Below are 19,177 nucleotides of genomic sequence, written 5' to 3' on the forward strand. Positions count from 1 at the left end.
GACGGGTGAGGCTGCTCAGAGGCAAACAAAGAGATTTCCTACTAAATTAATTGATCCAACAGCGGATAAACATATTATTGATAAAGTAGCCGAAGCAAGAGGTGGATTATCTAATAGATACAAAGAAGACGGTAATTTTGCTTATGCTGAAGTAAATGTTACAGGTGTTGATAAGACAGACTATTATGCGCATAGCGGAATTCATGACTCAACCAAAAAGATTCCTGGAACTGGGGAGTTTTCATTCAAGCCTGGAGAGCCAATATTTAAGGCAACTGAAGCTCCTGATAAAGCAGGAAATACTTACTTGAGGGATGGAGATACAGAGTATAAAATTTTAAATGATCTAGCAAAGAGAATAGGCGATAATCCAAATGCAACAGGAAAAATTAAATTATTTACCGAAAAGGACACGTGTGGTAGTTGTAATAAAATTATTCAACAATTTGATGAAAAGTATCCTAATATCACAATTGAAGTTGTTCATAATGGTGATGTCCCTATTCCACCTAAGACTTCAAAATAATTTTTCGGAGGTTTCTATAAAATGGCTCATAGTTATGAAGAGTACTCAGAATATATAAATGAGACGTATTATGAATATAAAGAAGAGGAAAAAATGAGTAATAAGGAGGCGATTGCAAGAACATTTAATGAATATGATATGTCAATGAAAAAAAGTGAGACAGATAAAGCAGTTATTAGTGTAATAATTGCAGAAATTTTAGTTTCTCATTTGAGAATACTAAACACTTTCAAAGATTATATGGTGGAAACGTTATCTGAACTAAATTTTAAATTAATTGAACAAGAGAATAAATTAACACGGGAACACTACATCGATTTACTCTCTCGTAAGGAGCAAGTACTTGAACAATTAGAAAATAAACCTTTGGATTATTATCCGAGGGTATGTTGGTACTATGAAGAATTGACAGACGAAGTTAATAAATTTTTTAATCAAATCAACACAGGTAACATAAATAAGGATGAAATAGTTGCTAGCGTATTTCAACGTTTTGAGCGAGATTGGAAGAATACACTAAGTGAAAAAATAATCGTGTATACCACACTAGCTGAAAATCTGCTAAAACTTGATTACACGAAGACAGAAGGATTACAGAGAATTAAACAGGAATTACAACTATTCAATGTGGAAGATGTTCGTGAAGAGCAACTAATTGAAGAGGAAAAGAAGAAGCTAGCAATTCGAATTGATAACGTACTAGCTCAACTAAACAATGTTAAATAAACGTATAGGTTAGTAGTCGTAAAAAATCGATTTATTACAACAAGATCATAGAATACAATCAACAAACCAAGCATAAAAAACTTGACAAAATGCTTGATAAACTTTCAAAGGCTTATTCCAACTTGAATTTTTAGTAGGAATGAGCTTTTTTGCATGCCCAAAATTAAAGGAGGAAGAGAACAATCCTTATTTCCTAGACGGAAAACAATGACTTGCTATCCTTCCCCATCAGAGTTACAGTACACACACTTTTCGTTACTTGCAGAGTGTAGCCCGAAAGATGAATATCCGTATAACTAAAAGATCACCAATCCTCGCAACGGCTGGAGGTCATTATAAGTTTCATGATCTGGGTCCTGATGTCCCGCGTTCCAAAGCGGATGCAAAAATTTCGCCTGAGAGACAAAAACAGATTGATGCGTTAGAATCTGGAGAGTACTCGGGTAAGAGCACTAAGGGGACGGGTGAAAATAGATTACCTAATCAGACAATAGATAGCTTATATGAGAAAACTCAAAATGTTAGAGGTAATTTTAATAGAGAAATAGAAAAAATAAGAAATTCTGACGAATACAAAAATCTGTCAAAAACACAGAGAGATAAACTTGATAGAAAACTAAGAAAGCTAAGTAGTGGAAATGTCGCAGTGGCAGATGTAAGTATTCCTGGTATTAAAAAAGAATTTCAAGCACACAGTCAGATTCATTCCTCTGATAGTGTTGGTAGTAGTGTTGGTAGTAATGTTGGAGATTTTAGTTATTCCAAAGTTGATAAGTCATTGGAATCCTATGTTGATGATGAATTTCCACGATTTAATGACACGGAGGCAAAGATTCTTGAAGATATTGCTTCTCAAATAAAAGACCCTAATGTTAAAGGGCAAATAGATTTGTTTACAGAACTAGATGCGTGTCAAAGTTATTCCAATTTAATTATGGAATTTAGACGTAAATTCCCAAATATTTATTTAAATGTATATTCTAAAAATATGAGATAAGGACTGATTATATGAACATGACAAGTTATGAATCAATAAAATCATCTATAGTGTTAGACTTTGAGGAATATATTGAAGAAGAAGGTTTAAATGTGGCGCAGGTTTCAGCAAAAACATTGGAAGAAGATTGGAGAATAGTAAACGATAGTTTGTTTACTAAAACATTATATTTTGTTTCTATTGCAATTGAGAGTTTTAAATATAAAGAAATTGCTGATTTTATATATTCTAAACTGGATAGTTATCTGGAAAACACTAGATTTGAAGAGCATATAGATAAATATGACATTGAAAAGCTGTTGCAAGACATTCAAATTTGTAAAAAATTAATTAATAAAAGTGAATACAAAATCAGGGAAACAAGCGATTCTACTAAATCAAGAGTAGAATACATCTTAGGTTTAAAAGCTGATTAATTTTAGTGTTATATAGGTGGTTGCTATGAACCATAATCATGTGGGGGCTACCCAGTGCCGAATGAATCCATCATACAACCGATAACAAATCTAACCCATGTAATACCCGTATAAAGATTTCGTCATTTCGTTTGTACACACATCGATGCTTGAATTTCATACCCTAAATAACGCTATTTCGTTACATCAAACAGGTCAATTATGGTCAGATACTACCATGATTGACCTGTTTTTTGTTATGTCTTGGTACTAGTGCCGCTTGGTATTAAAATAGCACTGGAAGCTTGGATATTTCGTTCCGTATATATTTGATTCCCCTTTAATGATAGCTTGTTTATACATGCTATAAAGAAATTGGGTTATTAAACAATGACTTGCCATCCCTCCCCATAAGCATCATAGATATCAACTCTCTTTCTACTACGGTCCATGAACATCAGCGTTCTAGTTGTAGTAATCATGCTTTTTACACTTATATACGTATACAGAATCATTCATGTATTTCCTTCAACTCAAGCTAGACTCGCATAAAAATGCACCCCCTAGCATACATCGGACAAACCAAGAGGTTTATTCCAATGTCTACTCTAAGGGATGCAATTCAAATCCGGCAGGGGAATTTGTTTTACCCTTTTACCGACCCGGCTGCGATTCCTGCAACAATCCGGTCACTCATGATGAGGAATACCAGCAAAATGGGCAAAATGCTGATCATCAACGTAGCCCCGATAGCTCCCCAATCTGTCGTATATTGTCCAATAAAGTTCTGAACGCCAACAGTCAACGTTTTGTTTTCGTCCGAGCTAATGAACGTATTGACGAAAATAAATTCATTCCAGTTGTAGATCATGTTAATAATGGATGTCGTCGCCATGACTGGGGTCGTCATGGGCAGCACAATCCGGAAGAACATCCGGTTGACAGAGCAGCCGTCCATAACCGCTGCTTCTTCCACTTCCCGCGGCAGGGCGTAATAGAATCCCAGCAAGATCATCATCGTTGTCGGCAGGTTAAAAGCAACATACGACAGGATGATGGACAGCGGCGTATCGGTCAGATGCAGCTTGAGAAACATACTGAACAACGGAATCAAGGTGGCATGGACCGGAATCATCAGTCCGACCATAAAGAGTCCGAGGACCAACTGGCTTCCTTTCCAGCGCATACGTGTAATCGCAAATGTTACAAAACTAGCCAGCAGCACCGTCAGTGCCACAGATATGACCGTAACCAACACACTATTGAAAAAATACCGCCCGATATTGCCGCTGGTCCACACATTCACATAGTTTTCCCAATGCGGCTGGGACGGGAGTGCAAACGGCGGAAGATTAAACACTTCCTGATTATTTTTAAGCGAGAAAAGCATCAGCCACAGCAGCGGTAAAAGCTGCGTCACCGCCAAGATGATCAAAAGTGTATACAAAGCGGCATAACCGACCCGAGTTAACATTCTGCCGCGGGTAGCGACTCCAAGCGGATAGCTGGCGGCTGCCTGGGTTTTCATATCCGTTCCTCCCTCTTCCTGTCCTTTGTTATCCACTCTATCTATTCACATAACCGTATTATGAATACTGGATTGTGTCGCCAGAAGCGGTAGCCTTGCGAATCAGCCACGTAGCGACCAGACAGATGAACAGCAGAGCAAAGGCTGTAGCGCTTCCATATCCAAAATCAAAGCTGCGGAACGCCTGATGGTACATGTAAGAAGCCATCACTTCACTGGCTCCGTTCGGCCCACCGTCAGTCATGACGTAGATGAGGTCAAAATATTTGAGCGAGCCGACAATGGACAATATAATCGTAACGTTAATCACCTCGCGCAGCAGAGGCAATTTGATACGAGTGGCAATTTGCCAGGCACTGGCTCCGTCGATCCGAGCAGCCTCCACCAGTGTTTCGGGAATGTTTTTCAGCCCGGCATAATAAATCAGAATATAAAAGCCTGCATATTGCCAAATAATCGGGATGAACAGGGCAGGCAGCACCAAAGACGGATTAGCCAGCCATTCAGGCGGGTTGTGCACTCCGACCGACGTCAGTAAGGAATTCAGCACTCCATTCGTCGGATGATATATTTTGAGCCACAATTGCGCTATAGCTACAGAAGACAGTAGCATTGGAATCAGATAAATTTTTCGCAGCAGATTCGCTCCCTTGATTTTCCCTGACAAAATCATCGCAATGACCAGATAACCGATCAGACTGACGCCTGAAAACAAGGCCAGCAACAGCGAGTGCCAAGCACTTTGCCAGAACGCCGTGTCTGTGAACAAATGCTGATAGTTGTCCAGCCCTACGAAAGTCATAGAGCCTATGCCATTCCACTGATTCAGGCCGTAATAGGCGGTGAGCACAATGGGCACATAAATCACAGTGAGTAACAGCAGCAGGGAAGGCAACACATACAGAGCAATGACAAGCTTATTGGACATGACCTTTTCCACGACCGGACCTCCTTAGGTGGTCAATTTCAATTTCCTTTCTCGATGGCAGCCTTATGCTGGTCAGCAAATTGTTGCGGTGTAACCGCTTTGCCAAACAACGCCTGAATCATATTCAAATGTACCTGTGCCGCATTCGGCTTCATCTGTACATCGGCGAACAATGTAATGCTGCTGGCTTGATTCAGCTCATTCAGCAAATCGACATATAGCTTGGGCAAGCTTCCTTTGGAGGTGTCCACTTTCGTCGCAGGAATAACTCCCGCCTGCGTTACCGATTGCTCCCCCCACTTGACTACGAAATATTCAACGAAAGCTTTGGCCTCTTCTTTCACCTTGGAATTTTCAGAAACGAACAAGCCTACTCCCGGTCCTCCGACCCAGCTATTCACGTTGCCCTTGCCGCCTGCAACCATCGGAAATTTAAAAAAGCCAATCTGATCCTTAAATGCTTGCGGGATAGCGGGATTGGTCGTAAAATTAGGCAATTCCCAAGTACCCATTAAATACATAGCCGCCTTGTCGTTCATAAATTCGGATTTTCCTTCATCATTGGACAAGCCGTTAAATCCTTTGTTAAAGGCATTCATATCCACGAGCGTCTGAATTTCAGATGCCGCCTGAATTAAACCAGGGTCATCGAACGAGCCTGAGCCGTCAATCGCCTTTTTCAGTGTATCGTTACCCGCTATACGGTCCGCCAGATACAAATACCAGAGCGAGCCAGTCCAGCGGTCTTTATTGCCCAATGCAATCGGTGCAACTCCATGATCCGCAAGTGTTTTCACAACCTGCTTAAATTCGTCATATGTCGTAGGCACTTTCAGGTTGTATTTTTGAAATATGGCTTTGTTGTAGTAAATGGGTGAAATGTTCAATTCAATCGGAAGCGCATACGTTTTTCCGTCCAGCGCATAGGCTTCGGTCGTTCCCGGTACGAATTTGTCCTTTAGCTTGGAGCCATTCAACAGGTCATCCATTGGCGTAAATAATCCGCCTTTAACGTAAGGCTCCATAAAGCCCGCTGCCCAGGTGATGCCGATATCCGGCAATTCATTGGAAGCCGACAGCACTTTGAGCTTGTTTTTGTATTGTTCATTTTCCAGCACTTCCTGCTGAATGATGACATTCGGATGATCCTTTTGGTATTGATCTATAATTTGGGTCACAAGCTTGCTCTGCTGTGCCGAGCTTCCCTCTGGCCACAGGTGCATCATTTTGAGCGTAATCTTCCCGCCTTCTCCATTGGAACCCCCTTTGCCATCCTTACCAACACCACAACCGGATAGCACCAGCATCAATGATAGCATCAGGGTCAACCCAGCAACCCATTTCCGATGTGAGCGCTTACGTAAACCATACTCGTTGGACATCGTTAGACCTCCGTTTTTGTAATTTAATTTTTTTGTAACCGTTATCATTTGTAAGTTTAGCACTCCATTCCAGCTTCCAACAGGGTACGCTGATTGGTTATAATTCCACTTTTATTGGGTTATGAGCTGCCTATGCTGTCAGTGAATATCCTCTGGCCCTGTACGCATCTGCTGCCTGTAGCGGCTGGGACTTACCCCCTCGGTCGCTTTGAACACTTTAATAAAATATTTATCTGTCCGGTAGCCTGAACGCTCTCCGATTTGCGCAATCGTCAACTGGCTATGCAGCAGCAGCTCCTTGGCCCGTTGGATCCGCAGCCGATGCAGATATTCGCTGAAGGACAAACCGATTTGCTCCTTGAACAAAACACTGAAATAGCTGGCATTCAGGTGTACATGCGCGGCAGTCTGCGCCATCGTAACGGATTCGTGAAGGTGCTCCGCCATATAGATAAAGGCACGCCGTATCGGATCACTAAGAGTAGCCGCTTGGAGGTCAAGCTCTAGCAGAACAGGGTCAGCCAGCTTTTCGAGCTTCTCATACCGCTGTCTTTCCTCCTCCAGCCGGAGCGCTTCATCTACCGCTTTCAGCAACTCCTGCTTATCAATCGGTTTGAGCAAATAATTGACAGCTCCCAGGCGAAGAGCCTGCTGGACATAATCAAACTCTGCATAGCCCGAGATGACAATGATCGCCGGCCGGCGTGAATCCCGTTCCAGGGAACGGATTAAATCCAGTCCGCTGAATTCTGGCAACCGGACATCTGTAATCAGCAAATGAACCGTTTCCGCCCGCAGCATCTGTAATGCTTGCAAACCATCTGCCGCTGTCACAATTCTGTATTTTCCGGCGGCCCATTGCTCCAGTGTCTGGTGTATCCCCTGACGTGTTCTCTGTTCATCGTCTACAATGACAATGGTTTTGGATGAAGCATTCATTCCTACCGCCCTCCATATTCATCAGGAATTTCAAAAGCGACCACGGTTCCTTCCTGCGCAGCACTATGTATCAGCACTCCGTCCGTTGGATCAGATACACTACCATAATAGAGGGCAAGCCTGCGCTGCACATTAACCAGTCCGATACCTGTCCCCTTGCTCTGGCAGGCGGCCCCCCCTGCCAGCGCTGCACGCACAGCCGCAAGCTCCTCCGGTGTCATGCCAGGTCCATCATCTATGACCGCGATCTTGGTCCAACCCGGTTTTACTGCAGGAGTGACACGGACTTCAACACGGCCGTTGCCAATGCGATTTTCGACGCCATGCAAAATGGCGTTCTCCAGAATCGGCTGGATCAGCAGCTTAGGAAGCGGAATTGAGGCCGACTCAGCAGGCATATGAATTTGCCAGCTCAGACGTTCACCCAGACGCATCTCCATGAGTTCCAGATAACGGCGAACTTGTGCCATTTCTTCCCCGAGTGTCACCCAAGAGTCATGGTGAGCCGGTTCAATAATATAACGAAACAGCCGTGACATGGACACCATTAGCCCGGCAAGCTCCTCCTCTCCTTTTTCCTGTAGCGACCAGTTGAAGGCATCCAGCGTATTAAAAAGAAAATGCGGGTTGATCTGTGCCTGCAGCGCTTTAAGCTCGGTTTGGCTTTGCAAAACCTCCTTCTCGCAAATGACACGGATCAATTCATTAATGTCAACAATCATCGTGTTGTACTCTACATTCAATTCCCGCAGTTCGACCGCTGATGCCGGTTCTGGATTCAGGGTCAATGCCCCTTGCCGTGAACGACGCATCGCCTGAATCAAATGGCCTATCGGTCTGGTAATCAACGTAGACAGCATAAAGGACATGAACAGGAATAACACGGCACCAAGGGAGGCGGAGATGATAAGCGTAGTCCGTAAAACTGTAATTCCGTCTGTGACGACGCTAACCGGAATCAGGATTAGCAGCGACCAGCCGGTTCGCTCGGATTGCTGAATCGCCTTCACATATTCCCGCTCTCCAATATGAACCGTCTGTGTCTTGCTGTGCAATATAGCTGACAAATCCGTCTGGTTCAAGGGTTCACCCGACAGCAGCTGGCCCTGACGATCTACAAGCAGCATGGTTTCATCCGCTTCTTCATTGACCGCTGACGCATCATTCAACCTGAAATAACTGCGCTCCATGCGGGTAATCAGATATCCTCCACGCGAAAACCAGCGATCCACCAGGCTCACCTGCCGAATCGCCAGCAGCGACCGGGAGTCCTCGGGATCAATGCCGATCCAGACTAATCTTCCTTTCATCTGATTCGCTTCCCGGATGTCCGTCTGTCCGATGCGGTCCACCAGACTGCCCTCTCTAATCGGAAACAACATCTTCCCTTCGGCGGTATACAGCTCCAGCGAGCCGACACTCGGCATATAAGCCTGATAGCTATGCATCATTTGCAGTAGTGATTGACGCTGCCGAAAAGACACCTTCCCCCCGTTGCGCTCCTCCAGTAAAATATGCTGAACAGACGGATGATTCGCCACCTGCTCCGTCAGGCTGTCCATCTGGCCGATCAATGCATCCAGCCTACCGCTTGCTTGTACCGCGGTCTGACCAATATGCCGCTCGGCACTGTTTTTCAACAGGTGAGAGACATTGAGGTAAATGAACGCCCCCGCCACACTCATCATAATGAGCATTACCAATATAAAGCCGATAAAAATCTGATTACGTAACGTGTTTAAAGGTTGGAACCTTGAACGCATATGCCTTCTCCCCCTGGACCATCGCAGCAAAATGGGTAATGATAACGTTTTCTATTTCTCTATTCTATCGCATCGCTCCCCTTTGTTGTCGTATTATTAGCAGAGATTAATCAAAATGGACAGGAATGAATATGAAATAGAAAGGTTGTAGGGTAATTGAGAAAATGAGGATACTCCCTGGAACCATTACGTTCGATAACACAAGCAATAATATTTTTAGCCGCAGGCAGTTATACATATTAAGAAATTCCATATTTTTTAGGTTTATTTGCTACACTGTAGTAGCATGAAGTTATAAAATTGTGGGAGGTTTATATGCCACGATAAGACATTCTGAGTGGAGATTGTTTATCGTACTGAAAGATATGGAAGATTCTAAAGCCTATAAAGTCTTCACATTTATTCACCTTCCTCTTTACACAATAATACTATCTTTACTTTTCAGCCAATATCAGACAATTATTTTTTGGATCCTAGATTTATTTTTAATCATCCATGCAATCCTGCACCTATTTTTTGAAAAGCACCCCCGTAATGGATTTAAGAATACGTTCTCTAGATCAATTATTTATCCAATGGGAATTCTTGCGGTAATTCATTTATTATTACTATTTATGATGGAGTGAATGCGAACACAAAATGTTTGAAGTTATTACTCTAACGGGAAACGTTAAGATTAGTTTAATAATCACGTGACCGCCTATACCTAATGGCGATCATATTTTTGTTCAAGAATCAACAAAGTACGATAACAAACCCAACAACAAAAAAGAGGGGCTCGCTGCCCCTCATTACCAATTCCGCCAATTCATTATACTTCCGCACTAAATCGACATGTGTTGAGATGACTGGGAGTGCAGGCTAGTAAAGGAATTGTTTTTTTATTATAATCGATCATCAAACATTAATTGTATTTGAATACCGAACGGGTCTTCAATAATACCGTATGCTGTACTGAACACATTATTAGATAATGGAACAATAATTTTCACTCGATCATCTGTAATTAAGCTATTATAAAAATGCTCTATTTCTTCCAAGTCAGCACTTTGAATACATAATGAAGTGTTATTACCAACTGTATATTCTTCACTGCTATTCAGTGTATCTTCTGCTACCATTATTTTTGTACTTCCGATTAATAAGACAGAGTGAGAAATATAATTCTTATTTTCATCAGTAAGCTGGATGGAGCTGTCACGTTTTGCTAGGTCTTGATAGGTAACAAGTAACAATTCCTCTGCGTTAAAATGGTTTTTGTAGAAATGTATAGCTTCTTTTGCCTTTCCGTTCATTGATAAGAAAATAGCTATTTCTAATGTTCTGCTCATGCTACCAATCTCCTTTTATATCATGATTTTAGGCAAATATCTTATACATTTGATATATTCCCTTAAACTCATTATCATATATAAAGGTATCAAAATATGACACCTTTATTAGGAGATTTATTATGAAGAAATCAGAAAGATTAAATGACATGATAAGATACTTAAACAGTCGAGAGTTCTTTAATTTACAAGACCTGATGGATAAATACAATATTTCAAAAAGTACGGCGCTGCGTGATATTAGCTCATTGGAACAGTTAGGTATGCCTATTTTTTCGGAGCATGGCAGACATGGACGATATGGTATCTTAAAAAACAGATTGTTATCCCCTATTATTTTTACTATGGATGAAGTGTATGCTCTGTACTTTGCCATGTTGACGCTAGAATCTTATCAATCAACGCCATTTCATTTAAGTGTTAATAAACTAAATGAAAAGTTTGAAAACTGTCTTTCTAAACTACAAATCGAGCAGATTCATAAAATGAAAAAAGTCCTACAATTTGAAATATATCAGCATCATAATAGGAGTCGTTTTTTAGATCAAATTCTAAAAAGCATTCTTAATGAGAGTAACTGCAAGATTCAATATTTAAAAAATAACCAGAAAAAAAGTTACCATGTTCAATTTTTCAAAATTTCCGCTAAGTTTGGTCAATGGTATGCTACTGGAATAGAGTTAAATACGGATAAATATAGAGTTTTCAGATGCGATCGAATAACCTTTATAGAAGAAGAGCAAATCAAATCTCACTTTTCAATAGATGAACTCATTACTCTTTCATTAGAAATGTATCAATCTGAGAAGAGTATTGACTTTGAAGTAGAGATTCTAGAGCAAGCAAAGGATATTTTTTATAAAGAACATTATCCTTCTATGAACATAGAACATTGTCATAAAACAGTCATTAAAGGATTCTATAATCCAGGAGAAGAGGAGTTTATAGCCAACTATTTTATGAGATACGGTAATTCTGTTAGATCAGTGAAGCCTGAATCATTAAAGCAAGCTATTCAAGATAGAGTAGCGAATCTCTTAAATCACTATCACAAATTATAAAATACCATCGATACTGATGGACAAATGCCACTGTAGAAGGTTGAACTAATCGGATGAATTCCTCCTCTACCTGAAGTTTTCTGCATATTCATGCAGAAAAGCGTCTAGCTTGCGGGGCTCTCTACCGAGCAAGTGCTTTACAATGTCCGTTGGTCTTTCCGGAACCACCGTAGACATAGTTTGAATTTCCACAACGTGGTTCGCAAGCCAAGGAGGCATATGCCCGTGCTCGATGAGATTGCGGAGTAGTGTTTGGGGCTCCATATTGATATAGCGTATCGGCCGATCAAGCAGGATGGATAGTTTACTCGCGATCTGAGGATAGCTAAAAATATCCGAACCGGTAAGCGTATAGATTTGGCCAGATACCTCTCGGTTGGTCAGAACTTCTACGGCAACATCTGCGATATCGCGACAGTCAATGAAGTTGCAGGGTGAATCGCCCATGCAGCCGAAAAAAGCATTTTGGGTTGTGACCGTTGGTGCAAAACGCAATAAGTTTTGCATGAACGCATAGGGGCGTAACACGGTGTTGGTGACACCCGATTCGCTAAGGATTTTCTCGATTTCGTAATGCCAGCCCGCCACTGCTACTGGAGAGCTCTTCTCAAAGGCAGGGCTGGATATCTTTACGATGTGCTTAATGCCAGCTTTGACGGCAATCTGAATAATCGAAGTTTCTAATTCAATTTGTTGTGGACTATTGGACATTGCAAGAAAGAGCTGGTTAGCTCCTGCAAAGGCGTGGCGCAACGATTCTGGGTCGGAAGCATCTACCGACGCGACCTCGATCGTCGACCGGCCTTTATCCCCGATCTGAACACGCAACTTATCAGGCTCTCTGCTCAGCGCCCTGGCGGGCACGCCAAGATCTATCAAACGTTTCAAAAGCGCACTACCTATCGTACCTGTTGCTCCAATAATAACTATCATCTTTTATCTTCTCCTTTAAATAAAAAATTTGTTGTAACAGCAAGACGCCACCGCCATATCACGATCGTGCTTGCTATGAGTCCAGATAACGGGAAATCGATCCAAACACGATCCACCCAGGTCAAGTAATCTCTCGGAATAATAATTCCCAGTAAATCAGATGTCACCCATGCGGCGAATAGGCCCAACAAAGCTCCCGCCAACGCAAACATTCCTACCACAACCAAGCGAGGTGCGCTAATGATCCACTGTTTACTGCCTCCTCGGCTACACAGCCACAGGCCAAGAATTAAAGCCACCAAGGCCGATGTTCCGCCGATTGTGGTCAAGGCCCCTATTTGGAGCCCTTTGTCATTAGAGACCAATCCCCCGATACCTGCCATAATGGCAGGAGCAACATAGGCCATTACAACTTCACGCCACAGTACAAAAGTCTTTGCTCTAGAACCAGCACCCTTGATGCCGTAAACACCCTCTGTCTGATTCGGATAGTTTATCTTGTTCATTTAGTTGCATCCATCCTCTTTTCTTTTAAATGGTTCAGCAATGATTTTAGCTCTATATAATTAGGGAACTAACTATATAAGAATGAAAATAGGCTAGGTTCACTAGCCCGTTCTACTCATTACTGATGTGATCCTTTGATCCGCCTGGTTCCTCCGTAAGTGCTGAGATGCCTTGTGTAACTCGGCCGAGCAGCTCAAGAAATACGCTTCGCTCCTCGATACTGAGTGAACCCACCATGGCTTCCAGCCGCGCAAAATGTTCGTGAGCCATTTCACGGAGCTTCTTCGCTCCTTGCTCTGTCAATTTAACCGCTTTCTGACGGCCATCAACTGAACTTGATCGACGGGAAACGAAGCCATCTCGCTCAAGAGTATTGATAAGACCAGTCACTGTAGCACGTGTTACACCTAGATGCTCTGCCAATTGCGAGGGCAACACTTCTCCTTCGTTATCTTCAAGATCAGCTAATAAACGGTACCTCCCTGTAGATAAACCAAATCTGGAGAAATGAACCTCCGAAGCATGACCAAGCTTGGCTCCCGCTGACATCAGCCTGGACGCGACAAGCACAGCCTGTGCATCTACGTCTAGATTATAACGATCAATCTGACGCTGGGATTGTACAAGCGAGGGAATAGCATTAATGTCTTTTATTACTTTATCATCGTTGTTCATGTTTTTAGTATGGATCCTAATTACTTTTGTGTCAACACATTTTTTACAGAGTCGTCCACACCCCCAACAAACAAGCCAAGAAACTATTAATAAGAGCATTCCTTATTTATATGAATTTTATGAACTTGTTTGAAGGAATATTTGAACATAAAATGGAATTGTAATCGGTTACAAATATACTCAAATAAAGGAGGAAGCAAAAACATGAAGAAAAAAGGGATGAAAAAGACATTTTTCGTCATTGCCTCCCTCGTAATGAGCTTTTCACTATGTGGCTATACTCCCGCTTCGGCAGATGCAGCCAGTGTGAAAGGATATTACCACACCGCAGGAAGCAAGATTGTTGACGAATCCGGGAAAGAGGCGGCTTTTAACGGCCTGAACTGGTTCGGTCTGGAAACCTCTAATTACACCTTGCATGGACTGTGGAGCCGTTCAATGGGCGACATGCTGGATCAGGTGAAGAAAGAAGGCTACAATCTGATCCGTCTGCCTTACAGTAATCAGTTGTTCGATTCTGGCTCCCATCCAGACAGTATTGATTATTACAAAAATCCTGACCTGGTAGGATTGACTCCGATTCAAATTATGGACAAGGTGATCGAAAAAGCTGGACAACGCGGTATTCAGATTATCCTTGACCGTCACCGTCCAGACTCAGGTGGACAATCCGAGCTGTGGTACACGTCCCAGTACCCTGAGACTCGCTGGATCAGTGACTGGAAAATGTTAGCTGAACGTTATAAAAACAATCCTACCGTCATCGGTGCAGATCTGCACAACGAGCCACACGGTCAGGCAAGCTGGGGGACCGGCAATATCTCCACAGACTGGCGTCTGGCGGCACAGCGCGCTGGGAATGCGATTCTGTCCGTGAATCCGAATTGGCTGATTCTCGTCGAAGGTGTGGACCACAATGTACAAGGCAACAATAGCCAATACTGGTGGGGTGGCAATCTGACAGGTGTAGCCAACTACCCTGTTGTTCTGGATGTACCGAACCGCGTCGTATATTCTCCGCATGATTACGGCCCCGGTGTGTCTTCGCAGCCATGGTTCAACGACCCGAACTTCCCGTCCAACCTGCCAGCCATCTGGGATCAAACCTGGGGCTACATCAGCAAGCAAAACATAGCTCCGGTGCTGGTCGGTGAATTTGGCGGTCGTAATGTCGATATGTCCTCAACTGAAGGTAAATGGCAAAATGCACTCGTAGACTATATTCGTGCCAACAACCTGTACTTTACTTACTGGTCCCTGAATCCGAATAGCGGCGACACAGGCGGGCTGCTGCTGGACGACTGGGTTACCTGGAATCGTCCAAAACAGGATATGCTGAGCCGGATTATGAAGCCTGTCATCTTCGCAGCGGAGCAAGCGACAGCAACCGCCGAATAAGCCTGTCATCCATGCATCGCAGGTGTATGATAGCAGCCCATCTTTCAAAAGCTTATTCCCACTCAAGAGATGAGTCAGGAATAAGCTTTTTTTTACATAGAATCTGATTTTTTATTATTAAACATATTATTCTATTGTTTATAATGTTTAGGTATGAATTTACAGTATTCAAATACATTTTCATTGTTATAAATCTCAAAAACTAATTCTTTTGCTTGTTATTCAATTCATATAAAGCTCTATTATCAAGTTGATCAGCTTGGCGAGTTGTTTCAGGTAAACGGTATCGAGGAGAAATCTTTAATATCCATTCACAGGCTGTAGCTAGTGATATTCGATGACCAATAGAAACAAAGATCGGTTTGATATGATTCTGTGTTCTAAGAACACTCCCAATTTCCTCATCACTATCGACAAGAGGAGAACGCTCTCCCCTCATTTTTCAGCCCCAACAACAAGATCGTACAACACAGCCAAACAAAAACAACTTGCCATCCCAATCGTTCGTACAACAAAAAACCGTTGCCCGGTTGATGATGCAGAGCGTGCAATCCTGCACACTTACCATTCAACTGGAGACGGTTATTTGTCGGTACTCTAACTTTGCAGATAATTCCTCATATGGGCGACCGCTATTTCAGCCATTTCCGACCCTTTTATCGACTATCACAAAGACGTTGAAGTGACTTTGAAGCAGACTGACTATCAGGTTGGCCCGAATTTGTACAAAATAGGCCTCCCCATAAATAACGGGGTACGTATTGCAGGATACTTAAGCTTCCGTCAGCCGCCGACTGCCATGGAGCGCTCTCCTGATAGCCTCGACCGCTCCGATCGCGCCCGCTTCGTTGCCGAGTGCCGCCTTGCGAATGTCCACAGCAACAGGACTTAATGCGCAGACACGTTCGGCCAATTCGCCAGCATATTCCGCATTTTTCTCCACAACGCCGCCACCCAGCACAACAAGCTGTGGATTAAGCGTGATGGTCAAGTTGGCGATGGCAACGGCCATCAGATGATAAGCCCGGTCCAACACGTGGGCCGCGAGCTGACTGCCCTCTGCAGCCGCCGCGAAGACATGCTTTGCCGTGACCGGACCGCCAGCCGCCTGCAACGCGAGAACCGGACACAGCTCCCCTTCTTCCAGACAACGCGCCGCCTGTAGCCCGATACCAGTACCGGAAGCTTGGTTCTCCAACGCTCCAAACCTCTCCAAGATGCCGCTTGGCCCTACAGCCAACGCCCCTCGGTCCGGCTCAATCACCAAATAACCAATCTCCCCGGCGGAGAAGGCCGCTCCTCTATAGATCTGCCCATTCAGGTACAACGCACCGCCGATGCCAGTGCCGACCGTGATCATTACAAAATGCTCACAGCCAGCCGCTGCACCCTTGCACTGCTCCCCAAGCGCCGCCATGTTCACATCATTGTCCAGCACCACGATTCCTTCATAGTTGTGCGCAATCCACGGGCGAATATCCTCTGCCGCCCAGTCCAATGCAGGTGCGCTGGACAGAATGCCTGTCTGCTCGTTCATCACTCCCGGCAAGCCGATACCCACTCCAGCCAGTTTGGAAAGTTTGGTTCCATGGGCTTGGCAAAATTGCCCCAGCTCGGCAAACAGCCATTCCATAAAGCTTTTCGGGTCCCTGCTCAGCTGCGTATCGAGCTTGCGTTTGCCGCGAATGCTCCCGTCCTCGCTGGATAGGCAAAACATGGTCTTGGTGCCGCCGACATCAATTCCCGCGATCCAGGCGGTGGATGCGCCCAGTTCAACATCGGAAGTCATCCATGATCCCTCCATTCCAGCGTGGTGCCATCCATTATGATGGTTCCGATGGCGGTACCATACACATAGGACACCTCGACCCGCTGAAGCGCAGGATCGATCTCGTACGCAGTCAGGCGGAGCGGCTCGCCGTTATCGGCCGAATCCTCCGGCAGACACACCGTAAGGATGCCTGTTTTTCCTGAAAAAGCGGCTTGTGCCTGTAACACAGGCGTCTCCGCCTTGGAGCCGTATACTTTCGATACCCAGCCCTGCTGTTCGCTGACCGTGAGGCGCCCTTCCGTCAACCCGGCTGTTGTCCAGTGTATAGCGAGCTTGACAGAAGAGCCTGGATAAACCAAGGAAGCGGAAGCACCCAGACTACCCGTCTTGCCCGCTAACAGTTCTACTACAGCTTCCGGGTGTAAATGAAACCGTTGCTCCATTTCATGCTCCGCTTCGGCTTCCAGCCAATCTGCTAACAGCATGATCGGAACCTCCGCACCGAGCAACACCCATCTACGATGTGTTACTGGATCGGGCAAACGAGTATAACCGTCATGGGAAGCATCGATGAAGTGATAACGGCTGTTGCTCTCCCAGCGGTATGTCTTCACTTGGGCCGCAGGCGTGCCCCATTGCTGCGTGGACACATACGGCGTCTGATCCTCACCGTCCACCGTGATCGTATTATGCGCCCGCGTGCTTTTGAAATAATGGCGCCACTCCCCTTCTTCGTAGGTGTATCGTCCGGTATCGGTGAAAAAAAGCTGCTGCTTCCACATCCATTCCAGATTCAGCGCATCGGCATGACCATGCGCACCGCCCATAGCGGCGGCATCAAAAAACAAATACTGTTGCTCATCCCGCATCACATAGTACCCGGTCTGTGGAAATGCCCGGCTCTCCGTTGAAGGCTTGTAAGCAGCCTGAAGCCGCATATAACGTTCGTATTTCTCCGCTCCCAGCAGCCACAGGCTTTCCGAACTATCCGCCCCCCGGCAGATCAGTTCGTCATCTTCGAGAATCGCGCCCAACAGCGTCAACCGCTGCCGCCCATCGCCAACCCAGTCGGAGTCGCCGACTCCGGTAGATTGTTGGTCTGGCCGGATAAGCGCCTCCGTGAATGCTGTCATTTTGCGAAGTTGCTCGCCGAACCATTCCGAGAAGGGATAACCGGACAGCCGGCCCAGTAAATAGGGGGTGCCGAACATTTCGATGCTGGCATTGTGATAATGGGTCGTAAGCTCAATCTGCACCCCTTCGGGGCCAACCTGATGCAGCAGGCAAAGCTCCAGCCGCTCGGACGCCAACTGCCGCCAATACGGCGCACGCGGATGCCAATGATAGAATGTGGCGATCATGAACAGACCTTGCATATGCATAATAGCATGATTAATTTCGGTACTGCCCAGATACCGGGTGAGGAACTCCGCATGTTCTTCCAGCCCCTGTAAAAATTCGGCGTGAAACGATTCCGTCAGTAGTGGGCTGTCCTCCATATATTTGTAGGCAGATATCCAGGACTGCACGCGCAAGCCGGTTTCCAGCAGCCGCCAAGGACCAAGCTTCTGGAAGAAAACGGCTTCTTCATAGGACGAATCGACTGGAACCGGGTTCTGCTTCCGCCAACCGCGATAATGGTTGATAAACGCAGAGACGTACTGCGTATTGCCATTCATCAGGTATGCTTTGCCCAAATCCGTCATATGCCAATGCCGATTCATTCCCCAGGTGAACTCCGGGTCCTTGGAGGGATTATACAGCCAGTCCACCGGATCACCCATTAGAATCCAGCGGCTCAAGTCATGGGTGTAAGGCACGATAAATTCATTGACCACGGCATGATCGGCAATAGCAATCGACGCTTCGGCTTCGCCGGGAAAATGACGTGCATAATATGCCGCAGTCCTGCGCAATTCAAGCTGCGACAGGTAATAGTCGTTCATTGCTGATCCTCAAGGAAATCTTCGCGGAACGGATTGAATACATCCAGAATGACGGAGTCTTCCAGCGCCTTCACGCCATGCAGAACGTTATAACCCGCGTAGAAGCTATCTCCTGCCTTGAGAATGCGCGTCTCGTCGCCGACCCGAACCTCGAAGCTTCCTTTTACAATATAGCTGACCTGCTCATGCTTATCGTGAGAATGGATTACTCCGACTCCACCCTTACGAAAGGTGACCTCCACCATCATCAGTGTTCCACCCATACCGAGGATTTTGCGGGAGCTGCTGTCGTCAATGACATGCGTTTTTGCTTCCCCATTTTCAATAATCATGCTTTCCTACCCCTTTCAGATAAAATACGCGGCCGAACG

At 44.8% G+C, this 19,177-nt stretch carries 19 protein-coding genes and 1 pseudogene; 7 read left to right on the plus strand and 13 right to left on the minus strand.

Translation table 11 applies throughout. From position 1 onward, the window contains the following. Nucleotides 1–76: 76 nt before the first annotated feature. From NST83_RS17350 to NST83_RS17365, 4 genes are all read left to right on the plus strand, one after another. Nucleotides 77–526, plus strand: coding sequence for a deaminase domain-containing protein (locus tag NST83_RS17350; protein WP_342417985.1), 450 nt, complete (start codon nucleotides 77–79; stop codon nucleotides 524–526). 21 nt (nucleotides 527–547) lie between these two features. Continuing rightward, nucleotides 548–1,252, plus strand: coding sequence for an Imm3 family immunity protein (locus NST83_RS17355; protein WP_342415073.1), 705 nt, complete (start codon nucleotides 548–550; stop codon nucleotides 1,250–1,252). A 280-nt stretch (nucleotides 1,253–1,532) separates the two neighbouring features. Continuing rightward, entirely contained in the window at nucleotides 1,533–2,249 is a 717-nt protein-coding gene (locus tag NST83_RS17360; protein WP_342415074.1) for a deaminase domain-containing protein, read from the plus strand. A gap of 11 nt (nucleotides 2,250–2,260) precedes the next feature. Continuing rightward, complete coding sequence (locus NST83_RS17365; protein ID WP_342415075.1) at nucleotides 2,261–2,665, plus strand: hypothetical protein; 405 nt, start codon at nucleotides 2,261–2,263, stop codon at nucleotides 2,663–2,665. A gap of 625 nt (nucleotides 2,666–3,290) precedes the next feature. Here NST83_RS17365 and NST83_RS17370 read toward each other — a convergent pair. The 5 genes from NST83_RS17370 to NST83_RS17390 form a co-directional block, all read right to left on the minus strand. Continuing rightward, the gene (locus NST83_RS17370) at nucleotides 3,291–4,172 is read right to left on the minus strand and encodes a carbohydrate ABC transporter permease (protein ID WP_137063910.1); all 882 of its coding nucleotides are present in this window, start codon (nucleotides 4,170–4,172) and stop codon (nucleotides 3,291–3,293) included. A gap of 58 nt (nucleotides 4,173–4,230) precedes the next feature. Then, nucleotides 4,231–5,112 (minus strand): sugar ABC transporter permease, encoded by an 882-nt coding sequence (locus tag NST83_RS17375; RefSeq protein WP_137063911.1) that lies wholly within the window; start codon nucleotides 5,110–5,112, stop codon nucleotides 4,231–4,233. Between the two features lie 26 nt (nucleotides 5,113–5,138). Next, a complete protein-coding gene (locus tag NST83_RS17380) occupies nucleotides 5,139–6,482 on the minus strand; it encodes an extracellular solute-binding protein (protein ID WP_342415076.1) in 1,344 nt (447 codons plus the stop codon). Nucleotides 6,483–6,620: 138 nt separating this feature from the next. Next, complete coding sequence (locus NST83_RS17385; protein WP_342415077.1) at nucleotides 6,621–7,421, minus strand: response regulator; 801 nt, start codon at nucleotides 7,419–7,421, stop codon at nucleotides 6,621–6,623. Between the two features lie 2 nt (nucleotides 7,422–7,423). Beyond that, on the minus strand, nucleotides 7,424–9,184 hold the full coding sequence (locus NST83_RS17390) for a sensor histidine kinase (RefSeq protein WP_342415078.1): 1,761 nt from the start codon (nucleotides 9,182–9,184) through the stop codon (nucleotides 7,424–7,426). Nucleotides 9,185–9,486: 302 nt separating this feature from the next. Here NST83_RS17390 and NST83_RS17395 point away from each other — a divergent pair, with 302 nt between their 5' ends. Next, entirely contained in the window at nucleotides 9,487–9,810 is a 324-nt protein-coding gene (locus NST83_RS17395; protein WP_342415079.1) for a DUF6713 family protein, read from the plus strand. A gap of 258 nt (nucleotides 9,811–10,068) precedes the next feature. On the opposite strand, the gene NST83_RS17400 is transcribed toward NST83_RS17395, so the two are convergent. Beyond that, entirely contained in the window at nucleotides 10,069–10,515 is a 447-nt protein-coding gene (locus NST83_RS17400; RefSeq protein WP_342415080.1) for a VOC family protein, read from the minus strand. Between the two features lie 122 nt (nucleotides 10,516–10,637). Here NST83_RS17400 and NST83_RS17405 point away from each other — a divergent pair, with 122 nt between their 5' ends. Beyond that, the gene (locus NST83_RS17405; protein WP_342415081.1) at nucleotides 10,638–11,576 is read left to right on the plus strand and encodes a WYL domain-containing protein; all 939 of its coding nucleotides are present in this window, start codon (nucleotides 10,638–10,640) and stop codon (nucleotides 11,574–11,576) included. A gap of 66 nt (nucleotides 11,577–11,642) precedes the next feature. Here the strand turns inward: NST83_RS17405 and NST83_RS17410 are convergent, their stop codons facing one another. The 3 genes from NST83_RS17410 to NST83_RS17420 all read right to left on the minus strand — a co-directional run bounded on the left by NST83_RS17410 (nucleotide 11,643) and on the right by NST83_RS17420 (nucleotide 13,691). Continuing rightward, nucleotides 11,643–12,509 carry an SDR family oxidoreductase gene (locus tag NST83_RS17410; RefSeq protein ID WP_342415082.1) on the minus strand — a complete coding sequence of 289 codons (867 nt, stop codon included), beginning with the start codon at nucleotides 12,507–12,509 and terminating at the stop codon, nucleotides 11,643–11,645. Next, nucleotides 12,506–13,015, minus strand: coding sequence for a hypothetical protein (locus tag NST83_RS17415; protein ID WP_342415083.1), 510 nt, complete (start codon nucleotides 13,013–13,015; stop codon nucleotides 12,506–12,508). The genes NST83_RS17410 and NST83_RS17415 overlap by 4 nt, the downstream gene beginning before the upstream one ends. A gap of 112 nt (nucleotides 13,016–13,127) precedes the next feature. Further along, the gene (locus NST83_RS17420) at nucleotides 13,128–13,691 is read right to left on the minus strand and encodes a MarR family transcriptional regulator (protein ID WP_137063918.1); all 564 of its coding nucleotides are present in this window, start codon (nucleotides 13,689–13,691) and stop codon (nucleotides 13,128–13,130) included. Nucleotides 13,692–13,895: 204 nt separating this feature from the next. On the opposite strand from NST83_RS17420, the gene NST83_RS17425 reads away from it, so the two are divergent. Beyond that, complete coding sequence (locus NST83_RS17425) at nucleotides 13,896–15,089, plus strand: glycoside hydrolase family 5 protein (RefSeq protein WP_137063919.1); 1,194 nt, start codon at nucleotides 13,896–13,898, stop codon at nucleotides 15,087–15,089. 202 nt (nucleotides 15,090–15,291) lie between these two features. On the opposite strand, the pseudogene NST83_RS17430 reads toward NST83_RS17425, so the two are convergent. The 4 genes and pseudogenes from NST83_RS17430 to NST83_RS17445 all read right to left on the minus strand — a co-directional run. Next, nucleotides 15,292–15,528 (minus strand): annotated as a pseudogene (locus NST83_RS17430) (endonuclease V); the annotation flags it as partial. Between the two features lie 333 nt (nucleotides 15,529–15,861). Beyond that, complete coding sequence (locus NST83_RS17435) at nucleotides 15,862–16,878, minus strand: ROK family protein (protein ID WP_342415084.1); 1,017 nt, start codon at nucleotides 16,876–16,878, stop codon at nucleotides 15,862–15,864. Beyond that, complete coding sequence (locus NST83_RS17440) at nucleotides 16,875–18,806, minus strand: alginate lyase family protein (protein WP_342415085.1); 1,932 nt, start codon at nucleotides 18,804–18,806, stop codon at nucleotides 16,875–16,877. The genes NST83_RS17435 and NST83_RS17440 overlap by 4 nt, the downstream gene beginning before the upstream one ends. Then, nucleotides 18,803–19,138 (minus strand): cupin domain-containing protein, encoded by a 336-nt coding sequence (locus NST83_RS17445; RefSeq protein ID WP_137063922.1) that lies wholly within the window; start codon nucleotides 19,136–19,138, stop codon nucleotides 18,803–18,805. Before NST83_RS17445 ends, NST83_RS17440 begins: the two co-directional genes overlap by 4 nt. Nucleotides 19,139–19,177: the final 39 nt, after the last annotated feature.

Source organism: Paenibacillus sp. FSL R10-2782 (assembly GCF_038592985.1).
GTDB classification, from domain to species: Bacteria; Bacillota; Bacilli; order Paenibacillales; family Paenibacillaceae; genus Paenibacillus; species Paenibacillus terrae_C.